The organism is Massilia hydrophila (assembly GCF_020208145.1).
GTDB lineage: Bacteria > Pseudomonadota > Gammaproteobacteria > Burkholderiales > Burkholderiaceae_D > Telluria > Telluria hydrophila.
The window spans coordinates 67,252-90,045 of record NZ_JAHYBX010000002.1 but is presented as its reverse complement, the minus strand read 5'-3'; the positions used below and the strand labels follow the sequence as shown (position 1 = coordinate 90,045).

20 protein-coding genes are annotated in these 22,794 nt (G+C 62.7%); 2 read left to right on the top strand and 18 right to left on the bottom strand.

Annotated features, from left to right (window positions below; genetic code table 11):
* Positions 1-13: 13 nt before the first annotated feature.
* From atpD to LE190_RS07455, 14 genes are all read right to left on the bottom strand, one after another.
* Positions 14-1,417 carry a F0F1 ATP synthase subunit beta gene (gene atpD, locus LE190_RS07520; RefSeq protein WP_027864640.1) on the bottom strand — a complete coding sequence of 468 codons (1,404 nt, stop codon included), beginning with the start codon at positions 1,415-1,417 and terminating at the stop codon, positions 14-16.
* A 45-nt stretch (positions 1,418-1,462) separates the two neighbouring features.
* Entirely contained in the window at positions 1,463-2,338 is an 876-nt protein-coding gene (gene atpG, locus LE190_RS07515) for a F0F1 ATP synthase subunit gamma (protein WP_027864641.1), read from the bottom strand.
* A 56-nt stretch (positions 2,339-2,394) separates the two neighbouring features.
* Positions 2,395-3,936, bottom strand: coding sequence for a F0F1 ATP synthase subunit alpha (gene atpA / locus LE190_RS07510; RefSeq protein WP_225238146.1), 1,542 nt, complete (start codon positions 3,934-3,936; stop codon positions 2,395-2,397).
* A 77-nt stretch (positions 3,937-4,013) separates the two neighbouring features.
* The gene (locus LE190_RS07505; RefSeq protein WP_225238145.1) at positions 4,014-4,547 is read right to left on the bottom strand and encodes a F0F1 ATP synthase subunit delta; all 534 of its coding nucleotides are present in this window, start codon (positions 4,545-4,547) and stop codon (positions 4,014-4,016) included.
* Between the two features lie 2 nt (positions 4,548-4,549).
* Positions 4,550-5,020 carry a F0F1 ATP synthase subunit B gene (locus LE190_RS07500; protein WP_225238144.1) on the bottom strand — a complete coding sequence of 157 codons (471 nt, stop codon included), beginning with the start codon at positions 5,018-5,020 and terminating at the stop codon, positions 4,550-4,552.
* Between the two features lie 72 nt (positions 5,021-5,092).
* Positions 5,093-5,332, bottom strand: a complete 240-nt coding sequence (gene atpE, locus LE190_RS07495; protein ID WP_056340707.1) for a F0F1 ATP synthase subunit C — start codon at positions 5,330-5,332, stop codon at positions 5,093-5,095.
* An 86-nt stretch (positions 5,333-5,418) separates the two neighbouring features.
* Positions 5,419-6,255 carry a F0F1 ATP synthase subunit A gene (gene atpB / locus LE190_RS07490; protein WP_225238143.1) on the bottom strand — a complete coding sequence of 279 codons (837 nt, stop codon included), beginning with the start codon at positions 6,253-6,255 and terminating at the stop codon, positions 5,419-5,421.
* Between the two features lie 2 nt (positions 6,256-6,257).
* The gene (locus tag LE190_RS07485; RefSeq protein ID WP_225238142.1) at positions 6,258-6,596 is read right to left on the bottom strand and encodes an ATP synthase subunit I; all 339 of its coding nucleotides are present in this window, start codon (positions 6,594-6,596) and stop codon (positions 6,258-6,260) included.
* Between the two features lie 313 nt (positions 6,597-6,909).
* The gene (locus LE190_RS07480) at positions 6,910-7,782 is read right to left on the bottom strand and encodes a ParB/RepB/Spo0J family partition protein (protein WP_224946995.1); all 873 of its coding nucleotides are present in this window, start codon (positions 7,780-7,782) and stop codon (positions 6,910-6,912) included.
* A gap of 31 nt (positions 7,783-7,813) precedes the next feature.
* Positions 7,814-8,584, bottom strand: a complete 771-nt coding sequence (locus tag LE190_RS07475; RefSeq protein ID WP_224946996.1) for a ParA family protein — start codon at positions 8,582-8,584, stop codon at positions 7,814-7,816.
* 117 nt (positions 8,585-8,701) lie between these two features.
* Positions 8,702-9,370: a 16S rRNA (guanine(527)-N(7))-methyltransferase RsmG gene (rsmG, locus tag LE190_RS07470; protein ID WP_225238141.1), complete on the bottom strand. Its 669-nt coding sequence runs from the start codon at positions 9,368-9,370 to the stop codon at positions 8,702-8,704.
* Positions 9,367-11,298: a tRNA uridine-5-carboxymethylaminomethyl(34) synthesis enzyme MnmG gene (mnmG, locus tag LE190_RS07465; protein WP_225238140.1), complete on the bottom strand. Its 1,932-nt coding sequence runs from the start codon at positions 11,296-11,298 to the stop codon at positions 9,367-9,369. The genes rsmG and mnmG overlap by 4 nt, the downstream gene beginning before the upstream one ends.
* Positions 11,299-11,449: 151 nt before the next feature.
* The gene (locus LE190_RS07460) at positions 11,450-12,220 is read right to left on the bottom strand and encodes a sulfite exporter TauE/SafE family protein (protein WP_225238139.1); all 771 of its coding nucleotides are present in this window, start codon (positions 12,218-12,220) and stop codon (positions 11,450-11,452) included.
* A 119-nt stretch (positions 12,221-12,339) separates the two neighbouring features.
* The gene (locus tag LE190_RS07455) at positions 12,340-13,161 is read right to left on the bottom strand and encodes an alpha/beta fold hydrolase (protein WP_225238138.1); all 822 of its coding nucleotides are present in this window, start codon (positions 13,159-13,161) and stop codon (positions 12,340-12,342) included.
* Between the two features lie 53 nt (positions 13,162-13,214).
* Between LE190_RS07455 and LE190_RS07450 the strand changes: the two genes are divergently transcribed.
* Positions 13,215-13,874: a DUF3592 domain-containing protein gene (locus tag LE190_RS07450; protein ID WP_225238137.1), complete on the top strand. Its 660-nt coding sequence runs from the start codon at positions 13,215-13,217 to the stop codon at positions 13,872-13,874.
* 37 nt (positions 13,875-13,911) lie between these two features.
* Here LE190_RS07450 and LE190_RS07445 read toward each other — a convergent pair whose 3' ends face one another.
* Positions 13,912-15,534: a GMC family oxidoreductase gene (locus LE190_RS07445; RefSeq protein WP_225238136.1), complete on the bottom strand. Its 1,623-nt coding sequence runs from the start codon at positions 15,532-15,534 to the stop codon at positions 13,912-13,914.
* Between the two features lie 537 nt (positions 15,535-16,071).
* The gene (locus tag LE190_RS07440; RefSeq protein ID WP_225238135.1) at positions 16,072-16,422 is read right to left on the bottom strand and encodes a hypothetical protein; all 351 of its coding nucleotides are present in this window, start codon (positions 16,420-16,422) and stop codon (positions 16,072-16,074) included.
* 564 nt (positions 16,423-16,986) lie between these two features.
* Between LE190_RS07440 and LE190_RS07435 the strand changes: the two genes are divergently transcribed.
* Positions 16,987-17,751, top strand: a complete 765-nt coding sequence (locus LE190_RS07435; protein WP_225238134.1) for a 5'-methylthioadenosine/adenosylhomocysteine nucleosidase — start codon at positions 16,987-16,989, stop codon at positions 17,749-17,751.
* A gap of 6 nt (positions 17,752-17,757) precedes the next feature.
* On the opposite strand, the gene ald is transcribed toward LE190_RS07435, so the two are convergent.
* Both ald and putA read right to left on the bottom strand, forming a co-directional pair.
* Positions 17,758-18,873: an alanine dehydrogenase gene (gene ald / locus LE190_RS07430; RefSeq protein WP_225238133.1), complete on the bottom strand. Its 1,116-nt coding sequence runs from the start codon at positions 18,871-18,873 to the stop codon at positions 17,758-17,760.
* A 105-nt stretch (positions 18,874-18,978) separates the two neighbouring features.
* Positions 18,979-22,650 carry a trifunctional transcriptional regulator/proline dehydrogenase/L-glutamate gamma-semialdehyde dehydrogenase gene (gene putA / locus LE190_RS07425; RefSeq protein ID WP_225238132.1) on the bottom strand — a complete coding sequence of 1,224 codons (3,672 nt, stop codon included), beginning with the start codon at positions 22,648-22,650 and terminating at the stop codon, positions 18,979-18,981.
* Positions 22,651-22,794 lie beyond the last annotated feature (144 nt).

Sequence of the window (22,794 nt, the reverse complement as noted above, 5' to 3'; positions counted from 1 at the left end):
TTAAGAATCTGGCTTAGGCAGCCAGCTTCTTGGCCTTTTCGATTGCTTCCTCGATGGTGCCGACCATGTAGAAGGCCTGCTCCGGCAGGTGGTCCAGTTCGCCCGATGCGATCATCTTGAAGCCCTTGATCGTGTCTTTCAGCGAAACGTACTTGCCCGGCGAGCCGGTGAACACTTCAGCGACGTGGAACGGCTGCGACAGGAAACGCTGCATCTTGCGAGCGCGTGCGACGACCAGCTTGTCTTCCGGCGCCAGTTCGTCCATGCCCAGAATCGCGATGATGTCACGCAGTTCCTTGTAGCGCTGCAGGGTGCCCTGCACGGCGCGCGCGGTGGCGTAGTGCTCTTCGCCGACGACCAGCGGGTCCAGCTGGCGCGAGGTCGAGTCCAGCGGGTCCACTGCCGGGTAGATACCCAGCGAAGCGATGTCACGCGACAGAACGACGGTCGAGTCCAGGTGGGCGAAGGTGGTAGCAGGCGACGGGTCGGTCAAGTCATCCGCAGGGACGTACACGGCCTGGATCGAGGTGATCGAACCGGTCTTGGTCGAGGTAATACGCTCTTGCAGGCGGCCCATTTCTTCGGCCAGGGTCGGCTGGTAGCCCACCGCGGACGGCATACGGCCCAGCAGTGCCGACACTTCGGTACCGGCCAGGGTGTAACGGTAGATGTTGTCAACGAAGAACAGAACGTCCTTGCCTTCGTCACGGAAGGCTTCCGCCATGGTCAGGCCGGTCAGCGCGACACGCAGACGGTTGCCCGGCGGTTCGTTCATCTGGCCGTAGACCATCGCCACTTTCGAGTTGGTCGGGTTTTCCAGGTCGACGACCTTGGCGTCCGCCATCTCGTGGTAGAAGTCGTTACCTTCACGGGTACGCTCACCCACGCCGGCGAACACGGACAGACCCGAGTGCGCCTTCGCGATGTTGTTGATCAGTTCCATCATGTTGACGGTCTTGCCGACGCCGGCGCCGCCGAACAGGCCGACCTTACCGCCTTTTGCGAACGGGCAGACCAGGTCAATAACTTTAATGCCGGTTTCCAGCAGGTCGGTCGACGGCGACAGCTCGTCGTAGGCCGGCGCATCGCGGTGGATCGATGCCATGCGCTCGTGGCTGACCGGACCGCATTCGTCGATCGGGTTGCCCAGCACGTCCATGATGCGGCCCAGGGTCGGGGTGCCGACCGGAACCATGATCGGGTTGCCGGTGTTCTGGATAATCATGCCGCGACGCAGGCCTTCCGAGCTGCCCAGTGCAATGGTACGGACCACGCCGTCGCCCAGCTGCTGCTGGACTTCCAGGGTCAGTTCCGAACCTTCCATTTTCAGTGCGTCGTACACTTTCGGCATGGCGTTACGCGGGAATTCCACGTCGACCACTGCGCCGATACACTGAACGATTTTGCCATCAGCCATGTTCGTTCCTTCAGATATATAGTTAAATTCTTGTGCTTTGATCGCTTAGACGGCTGCTGCGCCGGAAACGATCTCGGAGAGTTCTTTGGTAATCGCTGCCTGGCGGGTCTTGTTGTAGACCAGCTTCAGGTCGCTGATGACACTACCGGCGTTGTCGCTCGCTGCCTTCATCGCCACCATGCGTGCCGACTGCTCGGACGCCAGGTTCTCGGCGACGGCCTGGTACACCAGCGCTTCCACATAACGCACCAGCAGTTCGTCGATGACGACGGCCGCTTCCGGTTCGTAGATGTAGTCCCAGCTGATACCGCCCTTGTCCGCTTCCATGTGCTTGGCTGGCAGCGGGAGCAGCTGCTCGACCATCGGTTCCTGTTTCATCGTGTTGATGAACTTGGTGTAGCACAGGTAGACAGCGTCGAGCTTGCCTTCCTGGTACGCGTCCAGCATCACTTTGACCGGGCCGATCAGCTTGTCCAGGTGCGGCGTATCGCCGAGCTGGGTCGCTTGCGAAACAACTTTCATGCCCATGCGGTTCAGGAAGCCCAGGCCCTTGTTGCCGATGGCAACTGCCTCGACGGTGTTACCTGCCTGCTCCATCTCGCGCGCCTTCAGCGTCACCTGGCGCAGCACATTGGTGTTCATGCCGCCGCACAGACCCTTGTCGGTCGTGACGACGATGAAACCCACGGCCTTCGCCTGCACGTGCTTGGCTTGCGCCATGAACGGGTGCGTGTATTCCGGGTTTGCGCCGGCCAGATTGGCGGTGATGGTACGAACCTTGTCACTGTAGGGACGGGCGGCGCGCATACGGTCCTGCGCCTTGCGCATTTTCGATGCGGCGACCATTTCCATCGCCTTGGTGATCTTCTTCGTATTCTCTACGCTCTTGATCTTGCCACGAATCTCTTTGCCTACTGCCATGAGTCCTTACTCCTTCCGCGCACCAGCGCCGTGCTCACACGACGCCGGCTCGACGATTAATATGCGCCGGATTTCTTGAAATCAGCAATGGCGGCCGACAGCGCAGCTTCGCCGTCCTTGTCCAGTTGCTTGGTTTCGTCGATCTTCGACAGCAGCGCAGCGTGGCTCGACTTGAGGAAGTTGTGCAGACCGTGCTCGAACGGCAGCACTTTCTTGACTTCGACGTCGTCCAGGTAGCCCTTGTTGACGGCGAACAGCGATGCGGCCATCAGCGAGGTCGACAGCGGCGAGAACTGCGGCTGCTTCAGCAGTTCGGTCACGCGTGCACCGCGGTCCAGCTGCTTGCGGGTCGATTCGTCCAGGTCCGATGCGAACTGCGCGAACGCAGCCAGTTCACGGTACTGCGCCAGGTCGGTACGGATACCGCCCGACAGGCCCTTGATGACCTTGGTCTGGGCTGCGCCACCGACGCGCGACACCGAGATACCTGCGTTGATCGCAGGACGGATACCGGCGTTGAACAGCGAGGTCTCCAGGAAGATCTGGCCGTCGGTAATCGAAATCACGTTGGTCGGCACGAATGCCGAGACGTCGCCTGCCTGGGTTTCGATGATCGGCAGTGCGGTCAGCGAACCGGTCTTGCCGGTGACGGCGCCGCCCGTGAACTTCTCGACGTAGTCGGCATTCACGCGTGCTGCGCGCTCCAGCAGACGGCTGTGCAGGTAGAACACGTCGCCCGGGTAGGCTTCGCGGCCCGGCGGACGGCGCAGCAGCAGCGAGATCTGGCGGTAGGCAACGGCTTGCTTCGACAGGTCGTCATAGACGATCAGCGCGTCTTCGCCGCGGTCGCGGAAGTATTCGCCCATGGCGCAGCCCGAGTAGGCCGAGATGTACTGCATCGCAGCCGATTCCGACGCGGAAGCGGCGACAACGATGGTGTACTCCATCGCGCCGTGCTGTTCCAGCGAGCGGACGATGTTCTTGATGGTCGAAGCCTTCTGGCCGATTGCGACGTACACGCAGGTGACGCCCTGGCCCTTCTGGTTGATGATCGCGTCGACTGCGACAGCCGATTTACCGGTCTGGCGGTCGCCAATGATCAGCTCACGCTGGCCACGGCCGATCGGCACCATCGCGTCGATCGACTTGATGCCGGTCTGCATCGGCTGCGAGACCGATTCACGGGCGATGACGCCCGGAGCGATCTTCTCGATCGGTGCGGTCAGGGTGGTAGCGATCGGACCCTTGCCGTCGATCGGCTGGCCCAGTGCGTTGACCACGCGGCCACGCAGTTCCGGACCGATCGGCACTTCCAGGATGCGGCCGGTGGTCTTGACGGTGTCGCCTTCCGAGATGTGCTCGTAGGCGCCCAGGATGACGGCGCCGACGGAGTCGCGCTCGAGGTTCATCGCCAGGCCGAAGGTGTTGCCAGGGAATTCCAGCATCTCGCCCTGCATCACGTCCGACAGACCATGGATGCGGCAGATACCGTCGGCGACGGAGATCACCGTGCCTTGATTGCGAACTTCAGCCGAACCTTCCAGACCCTGGATGCGGCTCTTGATCAGTTCGCTGATTTCAGAAGAATTAAGTTGCATGAGTGCTAACTCCAAATGTTTTTGATGCGTAGGGCAAGGGCGCTAGCGCCGGCGCGTGCTGCTAGATATCGAATCGATCAGGACACCAGCGCAACACGCATCTGTTGCAGCTTGGCGCGTACCGAGGTATCGAGCACTTCGTCGCCGACGACCACGCGCACACCACCGATCAGCGAAGGATCCACGGTCACCGACGGGTTCAGCTTGCGGCCAAATTTCTTTTCCAGCGTAGCGACCAGCTGGGCCAGCTGGTCACCCGAGATCTCGAAGGCGCTGACGATGTCCGCATCGGCGGCGCCTTCGTTGGCGTTCTTCAGTGCCGCGAACTGGGCGGCGATTTCGGGCAGCAGGGTGACGCGGCCGTTTTCGGCCAGCATCGCGATAAAGTTCTTCGCTTCAGCGTTCAGCGGCGACTTGACCATAGACGCAATCGTGTCGGCCAGCTGAGCGGCGGTGACCTTCGGGTTGGCGGCGAAAGCCTGTACGTCCGGGTTGGCGCCGATCTGGCCCAGCTCGGAAGTAACGGCCGACCAGGCGGCCATGTCGCCCGACTGGGCGACACGGAACAGCGCTTCGGCGTAAGGGCGGGCGACGGTTGCGAGTTCAGCCATGATCAGAGCTCGGTCGACAGTTTCGACAGCAGGTCGGCGTGGACCGCTGGGTTGACTTCACGCTTCAGGATCTGCTCGGCGCCTTGCACTGCCAGTGCGGCCACCTGGCCACGCAGTTCTTCGCGGGCACGGGTCACCTGCTGCTCGGCGTCAGCCTGGGCGGCAGCGACGATACGGGCGGCTTCTTCTGCAGCGGTTGCCTTGGCGGCGTCGATGATCTGGGCAGCGCGCTTTTCAGCGTCGGTGATGCGCTTCTGGACTTCGTCACGGGCGCCGGCCATTTCGGCCTGCACACGCTTTTCGGCAGCGGCCAGGTCGGCCTTGCCACGGTCAGCGGCGGCCAGGCCATTCGCGATCCTCTCGGCGCGCTCGTCGAGCGCTTTCATCAGTGGCGGCCACACGAATTTCATCGTGAAGCCCGCCAGGATGAAGAAGACCACGAACTGGACAAACAAAGTTGCGTTCAAGTTCACGGTAAATTCCTTCTCACAAAAACGGATGCCGAACCAGGGACGGTTCGGCTCTTCAGATCAAGTCGTGCTTGATTAGCTGAACGGACGTGCGAAGACGAACAGCATGGCGATACCGACGCCGATCAGGAATGCCGCGTCGATCAGACCAGCCAGCAGGAACATCTTGGTCTGCAGGGTGTTCATCAGTTCTGGCTGACGTGCAGAAGCTTCCAGGTACTTACCGCCCATGATTGCGATACCGATGCAAGCACCGATAGCGCCCAGGCCGATGATCAAACCGCAAGCCAGTGCAACAAAAGAAAGGTCAGTCATGTGTAACTCCAAAAGTTAATTTAAAAACTAGATTAAAAACTACAACTTCTTTACAACCACTATCTGTTCGATGCTTGCGGCGCCGATCAGTGGCCTTCATGGGCCTGACCGATATACACCAGCGTCAGCATCATGAAGATGAATGCCTGCAGGAACACGATCAGGATGTGGAAGATCGCCCAGATCGAACCCGCGATGATGTGACCGATCACACCAAATGCGGTGGCCATGGAGCCGAGCAGAGCAATCAAGAGGAACAGCAGCTCACCGGCGTACATGTTGCCGAACAGTCGCATACCGAGCGACACGGTTTTTGCTGCATATTCGATGATGTTCAGGAGCAGGTTGAACGGCGCCATCCAGATGCCGAACGGTGCTGCGAACAGTTCGTGGATCCAGCCGCCCAGGCCCTTGATCTTGACGCTGTAGTACAGCATCAGTGCCAGCACGCCGAGGGAGATGCCCAGGGTGCCGTTCAGGTCGGCGGTCGGCACGACGCGGTGGTACGGGAAGATGTTTTCGACGCCCAGCAGGCCGAACAGGCCAGCGAACATGTCGACCGGCAGGAAGTCCAGCGAGTTCATGATGGCGACCCACACGAACACGGTCAGTGCCAGCGGCGCGATGAAGGCGCGGTTGCCGTGCACGATCGACTTCGACTGGTCTTCGACCATCTCGACCAGCATCTCGACGGCAGCCTGGAAGCGGCCCGGTACGCCCGAAGTCGCTTTACGGGCGGCCATCCACATGAACAGGCAGCCGACCACACCGGCGAAGATCGACCAGAAGATGGTGTCGTAGTTGAAGACACTGAAGTCGACCACGAAGTCCTGGTGCTTGTTCGACAGGTGACCCAGGTGGTGGGTGATGTATTCTGATGGGGTGGGCGCGTGTGCTGCGCCTTCTACGGTTGGAGTCGCCATTGTCAGTGCCTAAATAATAAGATGATGTAACTCTTCAGTGCCACGATGAAGCCGCCAATCAGGGCGAACCAGTTCAGATCGTGGTACAGCTTCGCGACCGCGAACAAAAGCGCGACCGTCAGTGCAATCTTTACAAATTCCCAGATGAAGAATGCCGCAGGACTGGCACCCCCGGCCCGATGGGCGTTGGCAAACAGCCGTACTGCCATGATGCCGTTGGGCACTACACAACACAAACCGCCCAGTACTGCCGAAAACATCGCAGACCATCCCCCCAGCAGTGCGGCGATGACGCCAGCGGCTACTGTTGCAATCAATTGCAGGGAGACGATGCGCAACATATTGTTATGGTTTCTCGCCGCGCAATCAGACAGTTACGATGTGGTAATTACATGAATCAGCGGGATTATAAGTGGTTATACGGACGTGAGTCAAACGATTCCGCGCTTATAACTGCTGCGTAAAGATGTGCTGAAAGCAACAAACGAATTGCGCTTTTTCCCATATTTTCAGTCACTTAACTGCTGAGTCAGCGCTGACTCTCCTGGGGTGGACGACTGCGCCGCCCGCGCGTCCAGGCAATGTAGGCCGCCACGAAACGTGGCATGCATACGTCACTTGAACGCGCACCCGGCGCAACGCGCAAGACACAATTCAGGCACGCAGGCGCGCCAGCACACCGTCCAGGATATCGAGGTCGGCGAAGTCGATGATCAGTTGCCCCTTGCCCTTCGCCCCCATCTTGAACATCACCGGGGTGGCAAGCTTGTCCGACAGTTCCTCCTCGAGGCGCACGATGTCGCCCGGCTTTTCCCTGGCCCGGGCCGGCGTTGCCGGGCTCGCCTGCTCCTCGAGGGCGCGCGCGACCAGCTTCTCGGTCTCGCGTACCGACAGGCGCTTGGCGATCACCTGGGTGGCCAGGGTGATCTGGTGCGCACTGTCCACCGCCAACAGGGCGCGCGCATGGCCCATGTCGATGTCGCCGGCCATCAGCATGGTCTGCACCGGCTGGGCCAGGTTAATCAGGCGTAGCAGGTTCGATACCGCGCTGCGCGAACGCCCGACGGCGCTTGCTGCCTGCTCGTGGGTGAACTGGAAGTCGTTGATCAGGCGCTGGATGCCCTGCGCCTCTTCCAGCGGGTTCAGGTCTTCGCGCTGGATGTTCTCGATCAGGGCCATGGCCGCGGCCGACTGGTCGTCGACTTCGCGCACCAGTACCGGGATCTCGTCCAGGCCGGCCATCTGGGCGGCGCGGAAGCGGCGCTCGCCGGCGATGATTTCATACGGTACCGGGGCGCCTTCCTGCAACGGACGCACCAGCACCGGCTGCATGATGCCCTGGTTCTTGATCGAGGCGGCCAGTTCGCTCAGCGAGGTTTCATCCATGCGGGTGCGCGGCTGGTACTTGCCAGCCTGGACCTGGTCGATCTTGAGGGTCGAGGGCGCCTTCGCCGGCGCCGGCTGGCTGTCGCCGCCGAGCAGTGCGTCGAGGCCGCGTCCGAGGCCTTTCAATTTTTTCGTTGCCATTCTAAGTCAGCTTTCAGTGCTGGTTTTGTAATCACATAGTCTTGATGCGCTCGACCATTTCCGCGCCGAAGGCGATGTACGCCTGCGCGCCTTTCGAGGACGGATCGAATACCACGCCCGGCATGCCATACGAGGGCGCTTCGGCCAGGCGCACGTTGCGCGGAATGATGGTCTTGAAGACCTTGTCGCCGAAGTGCTGCTCGAGCTGGCCCGACACCTGCTGCGACAGCGTCATGCGCGGGTCGAACATCACGCGCAGCAGGCCGATGATGCGCAAGTCGGTGTTCAGGTTGGCGTGCACCTTCTTGATCGTGTTGACCAGGTCGGACAGGCCTTCGAGTGCGTAGTACTCGCACTGCATCGGGATGATCACGCCGTGCGCCGCGCACAGCCCGTTCAGGGTCAGCAGCGACAGCGCCGGCGGGCAGTCGACCAGGATGAAGTCGTAGTCCTTCGCCACCGCGCCCAGCGCGTCCTTCAACCGGCGCTCGCGGTTTTCCAGCGCCACCATCTCGACTTCGGCGCCGGCCAGCTCGCGGTTGGCCGGCAGCACGTCGAAGCGCCCCGACTCGGAGCGCACGCGCGCGCCGGCGACGTCGAGCTCGCCCAGCAGCACCTGGTAGATCGAGCCTTCGAGCGCCGCCTTGTTGATGCCCGCCCCCATCGTGGCATTGCCCTGCGGGTCGAGGTCGACCAGCAGCACGCGCTGCTCGAGCTTGGCCAGCCCGGCCGCCAGGTTGACGGACGTGGTGGTCTTGCCGACGCCACCCTTCTGGTTCGCTACGCAAAAAATCTTCGCCATCTGTTCTTTTTCCGCGGTTCTGTTAAAGGAGATCGCAACAAGGCAACATACCGTTCATATCATACAAACCATTTTAACAATTTATATTGTATGAACGGTATAAACTGTTTATATGGTTTATTCTGTTTGGTTCGATCTCTCGACGAATACCAGGTGGCGTTCGGCTCCTAGCCTCGGCACTTGCAGCGCCTGCAGGCCTGTCACTTTCCATGCTCCCGGTACCCGCTCCTGCTCTTCTGCCGGCGCCGTCCCTTTCAGCGCGATGAACCTGCCGCCTTCCTGCAGGAGGTGCCCTGACCACTCCAGGAAATCCGACAAATCGGCAAAGGCGCGCGAGGTGATCACGTCGAATTTGTCGCTCAGTGGTGTAGCAACCCCAAGATCCTGCACTTTCATCGTGTGCACGGTGACATTGACCAGCTCCAGCTCCGCCTTCACCTGTTTCAGGAAGGCGGTTTTCTTGTGGACCGTGTCGATCATCGCCACTTTCATGTCCGGGCGGCAGATCGCCAGTACCACGCCGGGCAAGCCGCCCCCAGCTCCGACGTCCAGCACATTGCGTGCGCCGGCAAAGGCCGGCACCGCGGCCAGCGAATCGAGCAGGTGATGGGTCACCATCTGCATCGGGTCGCGCAGCGAAGTCAGGTTATAGACGCTGTTCCACTTGTTCATCAGCGCCAGGTAATCGAGCAGCTGTTCCTGCTGCGCTGCCGATACGTCGAGCTGCATGTCCTTGATGCCATCAGCCAGTACCTGCGCCAGGGCGGTGCGGTCGAAGTATTTCATTCGGCCCCCTCCACTGCCGCGTTGCTGAAGCCCCTGGCGCCGCGCTTTTTCAGGTGTACCAGCAGCAGCGAGATCGCCGCCGGGGTGACGCCGGAAATGCGCGAAGCCTGGCCCAGGGTTTCCGGACGTTGCTTGTCGAGCTTCTGGCGCACCTCGAACGACAGCGCCTGGATCTCCAGGTAGTTCAGGTTTTCCGGCAGCTTGAGGTTCTCGTAATGGTCGTGACGCTCGACTTCGCGTGCCTGGCGGTCGATGTAGCCGGCGTACTTCAGCTGGATCTCGATCTGCTCCTTTACCGCCGGGTCGTCCACGCCGGGGCCAGCCAGGGGCTGGCCTTCGACGCCGGTCATGCTCATCAGCGTGTCGTACTGCACGCCGGGGCGACGCAGCAGGTCGGCGAGGTTATATTCGCGCTCGATCGCCTGCCCCACCACGCGTTCGGATTCGGCGGCGGCCAGGATGCGCGGATTGACCCAGGTCGAGCGCAGGCGCTCGAGTTCGCGGGCGACGGATTCACGCTTGGTTTCGAAAGCCGCCCATTGGGCATCGCCGACGATGCCCAGCTTGCGGCCGATCTCGGTCAGGCGCATGTCGGCATTGTCTTCGCGCAGCGACAGGCGATACTCGGCACGGCTGGTAAACATGCGGTAAGGCTCGGCCACACCTTGCGTGGTCAGGTCGTCGACCAGCACGCCGAGGTAGGCTTCCGAGCGGCCAGGCGTCCAGGCTTCCTTGCCCTGCGTCTGCAGTGCCGCGTTCAGGCCGGCCAGCAAGCCTTGCGCGGCCGCTTCTTCGTAGCCTGTGGTGCCGTTGATCTGGCCGGCAAAGAACAGTCCCTTGATCGCCCGCGTTTCCAGCGAGGCCTTCAGGCCGCGCGGATCGTAGTAGTCGTATTCGATCGCATAGCCCGGGCGCAGGATGAAGGCATGTTCCATGCCGCGCATCGAGCGCACCAGTTCCAGCTGCACGTCGAACGGCAGGCTGGTCGAGATCCCGTTCGGGTAGAACTCGTTGGTCGTCAGGCCTTCCGGTTCCAGGAAGATCTGGTGCGACTCTTTCGAAGCAAACCGGTGGATCTTGTCTTCGATCGAGGGGCAGTAGCGCGGGCCCACGCCTTCAATCACGCCGGTATACATCGGGCTGCGATCGAGCCCGTTGCGGATGATCTCGTGGGTCTTCTCGTTGGTATGGGTGACCCAGCACGGCACCTGGCGCGGGTGCATGGCGGCGTTGCCCATTACCGAGAACACTGGCACCGGATCGAGATCGCCCGGCTGCTCCGACAAGACCGAGAAGTCGATGCTGCGACCGTCGATGCGCGGCGGCGTGCCGGTTTTCAGGCGGCCCTGCGGCAGCTTGAGTTCCTTCAATCGGCTCGACAGCGAAACGGCCGGTGGATCACCGGCGCGTCCGCCCGAGTAGTTCTGCAGGCCGACGTGGATTTTCCCATCCAAGAATGTGCCGGCGGTAAGCACCACGGCGCGGGCACGGAACTGCAGTCCGACCTGGGTAACAGCGCCGACAACACGCTCGCCTTCCAGCATCAGGTCTTCCACGGCCTGCTGGAACAGCCACAGGTTCGGCTGGTTCTCCAGGCGCGAACGGATCGCTTGCTTGTACAGCATGCGGTCGGCCTGGGCGCGGGTGGCGCGCACGGCCGGGCCCTTGGAGGAATTCAGGATGCGGAACTGGATACCCGACTCGTCGGTGGCAATCGCCATGGCGCCGCCGAGCGCGTCGACTTCCTTGACCAGGTGGCCCTTGCCGATGCCGCCAATTGAAGGATTGCACGACATGGCGCCAAGGGTTTCGATGTTGTGGGTCAGCAACAGGGTTTTTTGACCGGTGCGGGCGGACGCGAGCGCGGCCTCGGTACCGGCATGGCCGCCACCGACGACGATGACGTCGAATTCAGTTGGAAATAGCATGATGGAGAGTGAGGCGAGGAGACTAATGCGCGATTATAGATTCTTTTTTCTTGTGGAAGTTTTTGGCGGCCTGAAAACGACAGGTTTTGTTTCACGTGGAACAAAATAAAAAGCCGGGCGAACCCGGCTTCACTTGTTTCACGTGGAACAATCACCACCCGATCTTGCTAAAGGCATCGTAGGCGGTTTTCAGGATCAAGCCAGAGACTACGACCAGGAACAGCTTGCGCACGAAACCGCTGCCGTGCTTCAGCGCCAAGCGGGTACCGATCAGCGAACCGACTACCTGACAACAGGCCATCATCAATCCTAGCTGCCACAACAGGTGCCCGCTGTAACCGAACCAGAGCAGGGCCGAAAAGTTGCAGGCAACGTTGACGATCTTTGCAGCCGCCGACGCGCTCAGGAAATCGAAGCCGAAAAAGCGCACGAACAGGAAGATCAGGAAGCTGCCGGTACCTGGCCCGAAAAAGCCGTCATAGAAACCGATCGCGGCGCCGATGCCGATCGCCCAGTAGCGCTCGGCGAGTCCGCTGTGCACCGGTGCGTAAACGGCACCGAGGTCTTTTTTCTTGAAGGTGTACACCGCAACGGCAACCAGGATGACCGGCAGCAGCGTACGTACGAAATCGGCCGGCACCCGCGTCACGGTCCAGGCCCCGGCAAACGAGAGGGCGAAGGCTGCCAGCGCCGCCGGTGCCGCGGTACTCCACGCCACCCTCACCCGGCGCGCGTAGTTCACGGCTGCGGCACTGGTGCCGAAAATGCTGGCGAATTTGTTGGTCCCCAGCAGGGTGGCTGGAACTTCTTTTGGAAGCACGGAAAAAATCGCCGGGATCTGGATCAGGCCACCGCCGCCGACAACGGCATCGACCAGGCCGGCGGTAAAGGCGGCAACGCCGAGCCAAGCGAAATCAATCATGGAAAGAAAAGGAAGGAATGCAGAGGAGGCTGCATTGTACGGCAGCCGCTTCCTTCAGGCATCAATGCTGCAAGCGGGATGGCAGGCACGTTGTTGCGCCGCAGCACCGTGCTGCGCCCTCATGCTGGGCGCAGGAAGTCCAGCAGCAGGGCATTGAGGGGGCCAGTGGCCGACAACTGCATCCAGTGCCCTGCTCCGCTGAGCCGCTCGTAACGGAAACCGGCGCGGCAATGATGGACCGAATCGAGCATCTGCTTCTCGCCCAGCGCCGGGTCGCGGTCGCTCCACACGCCCATCACCGGTACCTCGACCGGGCGCCAGTGATGCGGCCGGCCGAGCTTGATGTTGGCACGGTAGTAGTTCAGCGCCGCCGTCAGGCGCCCCTCCGGCTCGAGCGCCTCGCGCCACAGCGCAAGCTGATCCGGACGGCGCGTCATCTGGCGCAGGAAGAACCAGTCGTTGGCGCGGATCGCGTGCTCAGCCACCACCGGCATCAGGAAACCCAGGATGTACCAGAATCGCATCTGCTGGGTGAGGCCGGCATTGGCGATCGCCGCCGGGTGTCCGGTGGACAGCGCGACGAATCGTTCGAAGCGCTGCGGCGCATCCATGCACAGCTGCCAACCGACCAGGCCACCCCAGTCATGGCCAACCAGCGCGGCCTTCTCCAGACCGAGTTTGTCCATCAGGCCCAGGATGTCGGCGCACAGGAACTCGATGGCATAAGCGGCGATCGCGGGCGGTGCATCGGTCTTGCCGTAGCCGCGCATGTCCGGGGCAATGACCCGGAACCCCTGCGCGGCCAGCGCTGGAATCTGGTGGCGCCAGATGGCGTGGGTGTCGGGAAAGCCATGCATCAGGATCACCGCCGGACCGCTGCCTGCGCAGACGACATGCTGGCGCAAACCGTGTACGTCGATGTAATGGGATTCCAGTTTCATGTCCGCTCCGTATGCGATACCACGCCGCCCGACCGGCCGAGGCCCCTTCGGCCATGCTCGAGCAAGCAGCTAGTTTCCCTCACGATACCATGCTCGTGCATCCAGACGCGGATAATCAGGACCAGTCATTCTTCGCACCGCCGAAGACCGCCGTCGGAACCTGGGCGCCCTGCTACACTCACCAGCCCAATCCCGTCCTGGTCCACGAGAAAGCCAACGCTTTGCCAATTCGACGCTCCTTGTCCACACCCCGCAAACACGCAGCCATTGCTTGCATCCTTATCGTGCTTGCCCTGGCGCTGGGATTGTTCACCGTTCATCGCTGCCTGGACAAACTGCGTTCGCCTTCCTGGCCGCGCGCGCATGCGCAAGTGCTGGAAGCCACCCTGCACAAGCGCGTCAAATCAGGCGCCTGGTGTGTCGGGTTGCGTTACCAGTATCTCGTCGATCGCCAGCTGTTCACCTCCAGCCGGTTTTCGCTGGACGCCAGCGCTGCCTGCTACCGTGACAGGCGGCACGCCGATGCCCTGTCGGGACGGGTCGTACCGGGTGCAAGAATCTGGATCCGCTACGATCCAGCCAATCCGGGAAAAGCACTCATCCGTCTCGACGCGCTGGGCGTACCGGATGTCCTGATGCTGCTGCTTGCGTTCATTCTTCTGCCGGCAGGCGCTTTACTCCTTACCGGCAAAGTGCCACGGGCATCAGGTTGAGCTTGCATGCCTGACGCCAGCCCGGCGGCGCTCAGGCTCAGCGCTGCGCCAGAATGTCCTGCGCCGCCTTTTCCGCAATCATGATGGTCGGCGCTTTCGTGTTTCCAGAAGTAATAAATGGCATGATCGCGGCATCGACCACGCGCAGATTTGCGATACCGCGCACCCGCAGTCGACTGTCGACGACTGCCATTGGATCGTTTTCCCGGCCCATGCGGCAGGTTCCGACCGGATGGAAAATCGTGGTGCCCACCAGCCCTGCCGCATGCGCGAGTTGGTCCTGGTCCTGGTATTGCGTACCCGGCATGAACTCTTCGGGACGGTACTTTGCCAGCGCCGGCGCCGCGACGATGCGGCGCGTGAGCGCCAGCGCGGCGGCTGCCGTCTTGCGGTCGGCTTCGGTACTCAGGTAGTTCGGCGTGATCCTGGGCGGCGCCTTGCTGTCGGCGGAAGCGATGCGCACTTCCCCGCGGGAAGTCGGTTGCAGGTTGCACACGCTGGCCGTAAAGGCCGGAAAGCGGTGCAAGGGCTGGCCGAAGCTGTCGAGCGACAGGGGCTGGACGTGGTATTGCAGGTTCGGCGCCGCCAGGTCTGGCGCAGACTTGGCGAAGACGCCCAGTTGCGAGGGCGCCATCGACATCGGCCCGCTCTGGAACAGCGCATACTCGAGCCCGATCAGGGCCTTGCCGAACCAGCTGGTGGCGCGCGTGTTCAGTGTGGCCGCACCCCGGATCTTGAAAACCGTGCGCAACTGCAGGTGGTCCTGCAGGTTGGCGCCGACGCCAGGCAGGTCCATCACCGGCGTGATGCCATGGCCCCGAAGCAGCTCCGGCGCGCCAATGCCGGACAGCTGCAGGATCTGGGGCGAACCGACGGCTCCCGCCGCCAGCAGGGTTTCACGCCGTGCGGTCGCCATAAAGGCTTGCGCGCCGCCGGTAAAGCGAATGCCGGTGCAGACTTTGCCCCGCGCCGTCTCCTCGACCAGCAGGCGCTCGACGTGGCAACCGGTCATGATGGTCAGGTTGGGCCGTGCCGCTGCCGGTTTCAGGAAGGCTTTCGCCGTGTTCAAGCGGATGCCGCGCCGCTGGTTGACTTCGAAATAGGCCGAGCCTTCACCAAGGCCGGCGTTCAGATCATCGATCTTCGGGATGCCCATCTGGAGCGCCGCGTCGCGGAAGGCATCCAGGATTTTCCACGACAGGCGCTGCTTTTCCACGCGCCATTCGCCGCCTGCGCCGTGCAGTGCGCTCGCCCCGAGATAGTGGTCTTCGCTGCGCCTGAACAGGGGCAGAACCGCATCCCAGCGCCAGGAATCGTCGCCTGTCAGCTCGGCCCAGCGGTCGTAATCGCCAGGCTGGCCACGCATGTAGATCATGCCGTTGATCGACGAACTGCCCCCCAGTACCTTGCCGCGTGGGTAGATCAGGGCCCGTCCATGCAAGCCGGGATCGGCTTCCGTACGGTATAGCCAGTCCGTGCGCGGGTTTCCGATGCAATGCAGGTAGCCGACCGGGATGTGGATCCACAGGTAATCGTCACGGCCGCCCGCCTCCACCAGCAGCACCTCCACGTTCGGATCACGGGTCAAGCGGTTCGCCAGCACGCAGCCGGAACTGCCGCCACCGACGATGAGGTAGTCGTACTCGCCGGCGGATTCCAAGGCTAGTGTTCTCGCGTCACAGCAAGGTCATCACGGGCCGGCCCACCCGGCATGATGTACCGAAACAGCGCGTCGAGATCCATCTGGCCTCCGTGTCCCATTCGTTGAAACAGAGCTTACCAGAACGTAAACGGAAGTCCAGAGGCCATCTGTGGATAAGCCTCTTGATATCCACAGGCCTATTTTGTGCAGAACCGTGGTGTTTTGGTGCCTTCGAAATCTTGTCCAGTTTACGGGCTGCCCTCGTACGCCAGTGATGCACTGCCTTATGCATCAGCTAAGTAAATGATTTATTAGACCTTCATCACCTTGTCCACAAGCTGGGGCAGTCGTTAACCACTACTACTATTCTTGTATACAAGCTTTGTTTGTAAACCTCGGCAAAAATTTTTCAATTATTTTTGCCCTTGCCGCCAATGGATGTATCCAGGCAACAAAGCCCAGCAGAACACGCGCACCAGCTGCGGTCCTGGCCACAGCGCTTCCTGCAAACGGTTTCGGCGTTGTTGCGCATGCCGGCCTGCAAAAGCGCTGGCTTCACATCCATCGACTGTGGAAAACTGCTGGGATATCCACAGGATCGAATGTGCAGAACAGCCTGGGCAAGCTGTCAGCAGAATTCTGTTCACGTTTCGTCCAGTTTGAACACAAGCCTTGTCCAGTTGCTTGACGCGACCGTAAACCATTGAGCATGTGGAGAAAAGTCTTGTTATCCACAACATGGTGCGCGTTTACTATTACTACCAGTTTGTATACAAACTTGTTTACTACAACAACAAAACCGATGACGCGTGTCCAGCCGCGAGCTACCCGGCCTGCAAGCCTGTCGATCCTGGACATGCTCGCGTTGACAACCAGGGCCGGGAAGGCAGCGGGTGCGGCTGTCATGGGTATCTTGCTGTCGAATCGCCCGCAGAATTGCTTGTCAGCCCGTCTTTGCCGAAGCGGCTGTGGACAACTCGATGGGTATCCACAGGATCGGATGTGCAGAACGCAGCAATTTTCACTCGTTCAAAAATCTGTCCAAGTTTCGTCCAGACCTCACACAGGCTTTGTACAGCCAGTAAACGCCCCTGCAAGTCCTTGATGCTGTGGAGTAAACGCGAGTTATCAACAGAAAGAGCCGCGTTTACTATCTACTACCAGTTTGTATACAAACTTTAGTTAACTAATACGCTGAAGCGCTGTGCTGCGGGAAAAGCGAGAAAAGCCAGGAAAAGCGAAAAAACCGGGTTTTGCTGGCCTCACCCGCTTAAGACAAGCAAAATGGGCACCCATGCATGGGAGTTTCCAGCCTCATGAGCTCGATCAAACCCGTGTAGACATGCCGGACAAGCGGGCTGGCAGCGGCGCGCTGGCTTGTCGCCGAAGCGGGGAGGCGTTCCAGGCAGCTGCGTGGTCCGATTCCACACGTAGCCTTGATGAGATAAACACAAGAAAAACAGGGAAAACATGCGACTGGGGATCATCAGCGCCTTGTACGAAGAACAGCTGGGGCTCGTGGAAGCCATGAAAGGGCCCGCCAAGCTCATCCATGGTAAACGCGAGTACTGGGCCGGAAAGCTGTGGGAAATCGACGCTGTGTGCGTTTTATCGCGAATTGGGAAGGTTGCGGCAGCCATGACCGCCACCATGCTTGTGGAAAAGTTCGGAGTTACCCACATCCTGTTTACCGGCGTGGCTGGTGCGGGCGATAAAACGGTCCAGGTTGGCGATATCGTGGTGGCCGAAGCCCTGGTCCAGCACGACATGGATGCCAGTCCGCTGTTTCCACGCTTCGAGGTGCCGCTCACCGGCCTCACGCACTTCCTGCCCGACCAGCAGCTGTCGCTGCGCCTGTCGCGCGCCGCCCATGATTTCCTGGAACAAGACCTGGAGACAGCGATCAGCGAAGGTGAGCGCAGGGAATTTCGCCTGCTGCAGCCGCGCGTGCACCGCGGTTTGGTGGCAAGCGGCGACCAGTTCATGGCCGACCCGCTGCGCCTGAATGCGCTCAACGCGGCCCTTCCCGGCCTGGTGGCTGTCGAAATGGAAGGTGCCGCGGTGGCCCAGGTGTGCTACGAGCTGGATGTCCCCTGCGCCGTGATCCGTACCGTGTCGGACAATGCGAATGAAGACGCGGCCACCGATTTCATGCGCTTCGTACAATCGGTGGCCGCCCAATATGCTGTTCACATCACCCGGCGCCTGTGCCGCGATCTGGCGCAGGCAGGCTAGTCCAGGCTAGCCGAGCAGGGATTCGGCCGGCACGTAGTCGTAGTGCAGGTCCCTGGCCACCGCCTCGTAGGTGACCTTGCCCTGGCAGACATTCAGGCCGTTGCGCAGGTGGACGTCATCGGCAAGCGCGCGCCGCCAGCCCTTGGTTGCGAGCGCCACCGCATGCCCGATGGTCGCGTTGTTCAGCGCGAAGGTGGAGGTGCGGGCCACCGCCCCCGGCATGTTGGCCACGCAGTAGTGGATGACGCCATCGACCACGAAGGTCGGATCGGCGTGGGTGGTGGCGTGCGAGGTCTCGAAGCAGCCGCCCTGGTCGATCGCCACGTCGACCACCACCGCGCCTTTCTTCATGCGCGCGATCATGTCGCGGGTGACCAGCTTCGGCGCCGCGGCACCCGGCACCAGCACGCCGCCGATCACCAGGTCGCTCGAGACCACCGCTTCCTCGATCGCCTGGGCGTTCGAGTACTGGGTGGCGATGCGGTTGCCGAACACGAGGTCGAGCTGGCGCAGGCGGTCGACGTTCTTGTCGAGCACCGTGACGCGGGCCCCGGCGCCCACCGCCATCTGCAGCGCATTGCTGCCCACCACGCCGGCACCGATGATCACCACGTGGCCCGCGGCCACGCCCGGCACCCCGCCCAGCAGCAGGCCCATGCCGCCCTTGGATTTTTCCAGGTGCGCGGCGCCGGCCTGGATCGCCATGCGTCCCGCCACTTCGCTCATTGGCGCCAGCAGCGGCAGCCCGCCGCCCGGGCCGGTGATGGTCTCGTAGGCGATGCAGACCGCGCCGGATTTCACTAGCGCGGCCGTCTGTTCCGGATCGGGCGCCAGGTGCAGGTAGGTGTACAGCAGCTGCCCTTCTCGCAGCATCGCGCATTCGGCCGGCTGCGGTTCCTTGACCTTCACGATCATGTCGGCGCGCGCAAAGACTTCCTGCGCCGTGGCCACGATGGCGGCGCCGGCCGCCACGTACTGCCCGTCCGACAGCCCGATCTGTTCGCCGGCCCCCTGCTGCACGATGACCTCCACGCCGCGCGCGGTGAGCTCGCGCACCGAGGGTGGGGTGAGTCCGACACGGTATTCGTGATTCTTGATCTCTTTTGGTACGCCAACCAGCATGTCTGCCTCCGAGTCTTTTTAAAATGTCTCCAACGATGGTCCTACGGTACTCCTCCTGCGTCTTTCATGCTCGAAAAAAAGGGGAGCTCGCGGCTCCCCTGATGATTACACCCCCAGCGTCATGAGGCTTGCGTTGCCGCCCGCCGCCGTCGTGTTGACGCAGAGGGCCCGTTCCGCCACCAGCCGCCACAGCGCGACCGGCTCCCCTGCCGTGGTATCGACAAGGCCGACGATGGCGCCGGTGCGCGCCGCCAGCCGGGCACGCAGCCCTGCGTCCACGCCCGCTTCCAGCAGCGCGATCTGGAACTCGCTGGCATCGACCTCGTCGCTGCCGATGAAGCGCACACGCTCCTTCACCAGCGCCGGCAGGTTCGCCGGGATCAGCTCCGGCGCGGCCAGTACCAGCGCGCGGTTGCCGGCCGCGAGGGCCGCCGCCAGCTGGTTCAGCAGGCCGGCGGCACTGTGCGGCGCGCACAGCACGGTGCCGCGCGGCGTGAAGGCGAGCGTGTTGCGCTCGCCGGTCGGACCGGGCAGCACCATCTCGACGCCGTTCAGGGCGGTGCGGCCATAGCCTTGCGCCAGGGTGGCCAGTGCATCCTGGCCGTACGTGCGCAGCCAGCCGAGCAGGGCGTCGAGGCCGGCGTCGAACACGCGGCTGTGCTCCATCAGCGGCGCCGCGTTGCGCTGCAGGCGTTTCAGGTAGAGCGGACCGCCCGCCTTCGGGCCGGTGCCGGACTTGCCTTCACCGCCGAAAGGCTGCACGCCCACGACCGCGCCGACGATGTTGCGGTTCACGTAGATGTTGCCCACGTGGGCGCGGGCCACGATGAAGTCGATGGTCTCGTCGATGCGCGAATGCACGCCCAGGGTCAGGCCATAGCCGGTGGCGTTGATGCTGTCGACCACCTTGGCCAGGTCGGCGCGGCGGTAGCGCACGATGTGCAGCACCGGGCCGAACACCTCGTGCTTGAGTTCCGCCAGCGAGCCGATTTCCAGCACGGTCGGCGGCACGAAGGTGCCGGCGCCGGCGACGCTGTCGGGCAGCGCGAGCGCGAAGTGGCTGCGCGCGGTGGCGCGGGTGCGCTCGATGTGGGCCAGCAGGTTGCGCTGGGCTTCCGCGTCGATCACCGGGCCGATATCGGTGGCCAGGCGGTCCGGCGCGCCCACGCGCAGTTCCTGCATCGCGCCCTTGAGCATGGTGATGGTCTTGTCGGCGATGTCTTCCTGCAGGAACAGCACACGCAGCGCCGAGCAGCGCTGCCCTGCGGAATCGAAGGCCGAGGACAGCACGTCCTGGACCACCTGCTCCGGCAGCGCCGAGGAGTCGACGATGAGGGCGTTCTGGCCGCCGGTCTCCGCCACCAGCGGGATGTCGACGCCTTCTTTTTCGGCACGTGTGGCAAGCAGGCGGTTGATCAGCTGCGCCACTTCGGTGGAGCCGGTGAAGATCACGCCCTTGACGCGCGCATCCGCGGTCAGCGCGGCGCCCACCACTTCGCCGCGGCCCGGCAGCAGCTGCAGCGCGGCGCGCGGGCAGCCGGCCTCCAGGAAGAGTTCGACCGCGCGGTGCGCGATCAGGGGCGTCTGCTCGGCCGGCTTGGCCAGCACCACGTTGCCGGCCACCAGGGCGGCGGCCACCTGGCCGGTGAAGATCGCCAGCGGGAAGTTCCACGGGCTGATGCAGGTGATCGGGCCCAGCCCGGCCGGGGTTCCACTTTCCGCACGCGCCTGCACCGCGTAATAGCGCAGGAAGTCGACCGCTTCGCGCAGTTCGGCGATCGCGTTTGGCAGCGACTTGCCGGCTTCGCGCACGGCCAGGGCCATCAGCTCGGTGCCGTGCTGCTCGAACAGGTCGGCCGTGCGTTCCAGGATGGCGGCGCGCGCCTCGACCGGCGTGGCTTGCCATTCGCCGGCGAAGGCGCTGGCGGCGGAAAGCGCGGTCTCGACATCGGCGCGCGTGGCTTCCTGTACCGTGCCGACGATGTCGCTCGACACGGCCGGGTTGACGACCTTCGCCATGTCACTCGCTTCGACGGGACCTGCGACCAGCGGCGCGGCGCCGTACTGGCGCTGCTGCGCCAGGCCGTCGGCGAGTGTCGCCAGCAGGTGTTCGTTGACCAGGTCCAGGCCGGCCGAATTCCTGCGCTCGTCGCCGTACAGCTGCAGCGGCAGCGCGATCGCCGGATGCGGCTTGCCGCCGGCGGCGCGCGCCGCGTCGAACGGATCGGCCAGCAGGGTGTCGATGGCCACGTTCTCGTCCACGATCTGGTTCACGAACGAAGAATTGGCGCCGTTTTCCAGCAGGCGGCGCACGAGATAGGCCAGCAGGGTTTCGTGCGAACCGACCGGCGCATAGATGCGGCATGCCTTGCCCAGCTTGTCCGCGCCGACGACCTGGTCGTACAGGGTTTCGCCCATGCCGTGCAGGCACTGGAACTCGTAGTTGGTGATGCCGTCGGCCTTGGCCCAGGTGTAGATCACCGACAGCGAATGCGCGTTGTGGGTGGCGAACTGCGGGTAGATGATGCCGGAGGCAGCGAGGAGCTTGCGTGCGCAGGTGAGATAGGACACGTCGGTGTACACCTTGCGGGTGTAGACCGGATAGCCCGGCATGCCATCGACCTGGGCGCGCTTGATCTCGGCGTCCCAGTAGGCGCCCTTCACCAGGCGCACCATGAACTTGCGGCCGCTCCTCTTGGCCAGGTCGACCACGAAGTCGATCACGAAGGGGCAGCGTTTCTGGTAAGCCTGCACCACCAGGCCGATACCCTCGAAGCCGGCCAGCTCGGGATCGAAAGCGAGCGACTCCAGCATGTCGAGCGAGATCTCGAGGCGGTCGGCTTCCTCGGCGTCGATGTTGATGCCGATGTTGTACCCCTTGGCCAGCAGGACCAGGCTGCGCACGCGCGGCAGCAGCTCGCCCATCACGCGCGCATACTGCGCGCGGCTGTAGCGCGGGTGCAGGGCCGACAGCTTGATCGAGATGCCCGGGCCGTCCTTGATCCCGCGGCCGTTCGAGGCCTTGCCGATCGCATGGATCGCGGCCTCGTAGGACGCGTAGTAATGCTTCGCATCCTGCTCGGTCAGCGCCGCTTCTCCCAGCATGTCGTAGGAATAACGGTAGCCGCGGGTTTCGTTGTCGCGGCTGTTGCGCAGCGCTTCCTCGATGGTCTGGCCGGTAACGAACTGGTTGCCGAGCATGCGCATGGCCATGTCCACGCCCTTGCGGATCAGCGGCTCGCCGCCCTTGGCGATCAGGCGGGTGAGCGCCGAGCCCAGGTTCTTTTCGCTATTGGTCGACACCAGCTTGCCGGTGATGAGCAGGCCCCAGGTGGCGGCGTTGACGAACAGCGAAGGCGATTCACCCAGGTGCTTCTTCCAGTCGCCGCGGCTGATCTTGTCGGCGATCAGGCGGTCGGCGGTGGCGCTGTCGGGGATGCGCAGCAGCGCTTCGGCCAGGCACATCAGGGCCACGCCTTCGTCCGATGAGAGCGAGAATTCGTGCATCAGCGCATCCACGCCCGAGGAGCGGGTGCGCTTTTCGCGCACGCTCGAGACCAGGCGGTGGGCCAGCATGTAGGCGTCGCCGTTGGCGCTGGCGCCTTGCGCGAGCAGCCACTGCACGGCTTCGCGCTCGTCGCGGCGGTAGGCCTGGGTGATGGCGTCGCGCAGCGGGGTCTGGTCGTGCTTGACTTCGCGCTGGAGCGCGTCGAAGGGGAGGAAGGAGGCCGTGGCGGCAGCCGTCGAACTGGAGGCCGGGGAAGCGGCAATCTGCATAATGACTCTTCTAGAAGGGAAATCGGAAACCGTGCGTCACGCAGCAAAAACGCCGTGCCGCTGGGTAGGCGGACGGCGCGCTGCGTTCACAATAGAATGATTCGATTGTAGAAGGAAATCTTCTGGATTAATTCTGTTTTTAAG

Coding starts and splice junctions, on each gene's coding strand:
- LE190_RS07505 (WP_225238145.1), bottom strand. CDS start 4,547: ATGGCTGAACTCGCAACCGTCGCCCGCCCTTACGCCGAAGCGCTGTTC.
- atpE (WP_056340707.1), bottom strand. CDS start 5,332: ATGACTGACCTTTCTTTTGTTGCACTGGCTTGCGGTTTGATCATCGGC.
- LE190_RS07455 (WP_225238138.1), bottom strand. CDS start 13,161: ATGAAACTGGAATCCCATTACATCGACGTACACGGTTTGCGCCAGCAT.
- mnmG (WP_225238140.1), bottom strand. CDS start 11,298: ATGCTATTTCCAACTGAATTCGACGTCATCGTCGTCGGTGGCGGCCAT.
- LE190_RS07440 (WP_225238135.1), bottom strand. CDS start 16,422: ATGACAGCCGCACCCGCTGCCTTCCCGGCCCTGGTTGTCAACGCGAGC.
- LE190_RS07460 (WP_225238139.1), bottom strand. CDS start 12,220: ATGATTGATTTCGCTTGGCTCGGCGTTGCCGCCTTTACCGCCGGCCTG.
- LE190_RS07480 (WP_224946995.1), bottom strand. CDS start 7,782: ATGGCAACGAAAAAATTGAAAGGCCTCGGACGCGGCCTCGACGCACTG.
- LE190_RS07485 (WP_225238142.1), bottom strand. CDS start 6,596: ATGTTGCGCATCGTCTCCCTGCAATTGATTGCAACAGTAGCCGCTGGC.
- ald (WP_225238133.1), bottom strand. CDS start 18,873: ATGCTGGTTGGCGTACCAAAAGAGATCAAGAATCACGAATACCGTGTC.
- atpB (WP_225238143.1), bottom strand. CDS start 6,255: ATGGCGACTCCAACCGTAGAAGGCGCAGCACACGCGCCCACCCCATCA.
- putA (WP_225238132.1), bottom strand. CDS start 22,650: ATGCAGATTGCCGCTTCCCCGGCCTCCAGTTCGACGGCTGCCGCCACG.
- atpA (WP_225238146.1), bottom strand. CDS start 3,936: ATGCAACTTAATTCTTCTGAAATCAGCGAACTGATCAAGAGCCGCATC.
- atpD (WP_027864640.1), bottom strand. CDS start 1,417: ATGGCTGATGGCAAAATCGTTCAGTGTATCGGCGCAGTGGTCGACGTG.
- rsmG (WP_225238141.1), bottom strand. CDS start 9,370: ATGAAATACTTCGACCGCACCGCCCTGGCGCAGGTACTGGCTGATGGC.
- LE190_RS07450 (WP_225238137.1), top strand. CDS start 13,215: ATGCTCGAGCAAGCAGCTAGTTTCCCTCACGATACCATGCTCGTGCAT.
- LE190_RS07475 (WP_224946996.1), bottom strand. CDS start 8,584: ATGGCGAAGATTTTTTGCGTAGCGAACCAGAAGGGTGGCGTCGGCAAG.
- atpG (WP_027864641.1), bottom strand. CDS start 2,338: ATGGCAGTAGGCAAAGAGATTCGTGGCAAGATCAAGAGCGTAGAGAAT.
- LE190_RS07435 (WP_225238134.1), top strand. CDS start 16,987: ATGCGACTGGGGATCATCAGCGCCTTGTACGAAGAACAGCTGGGGCTC.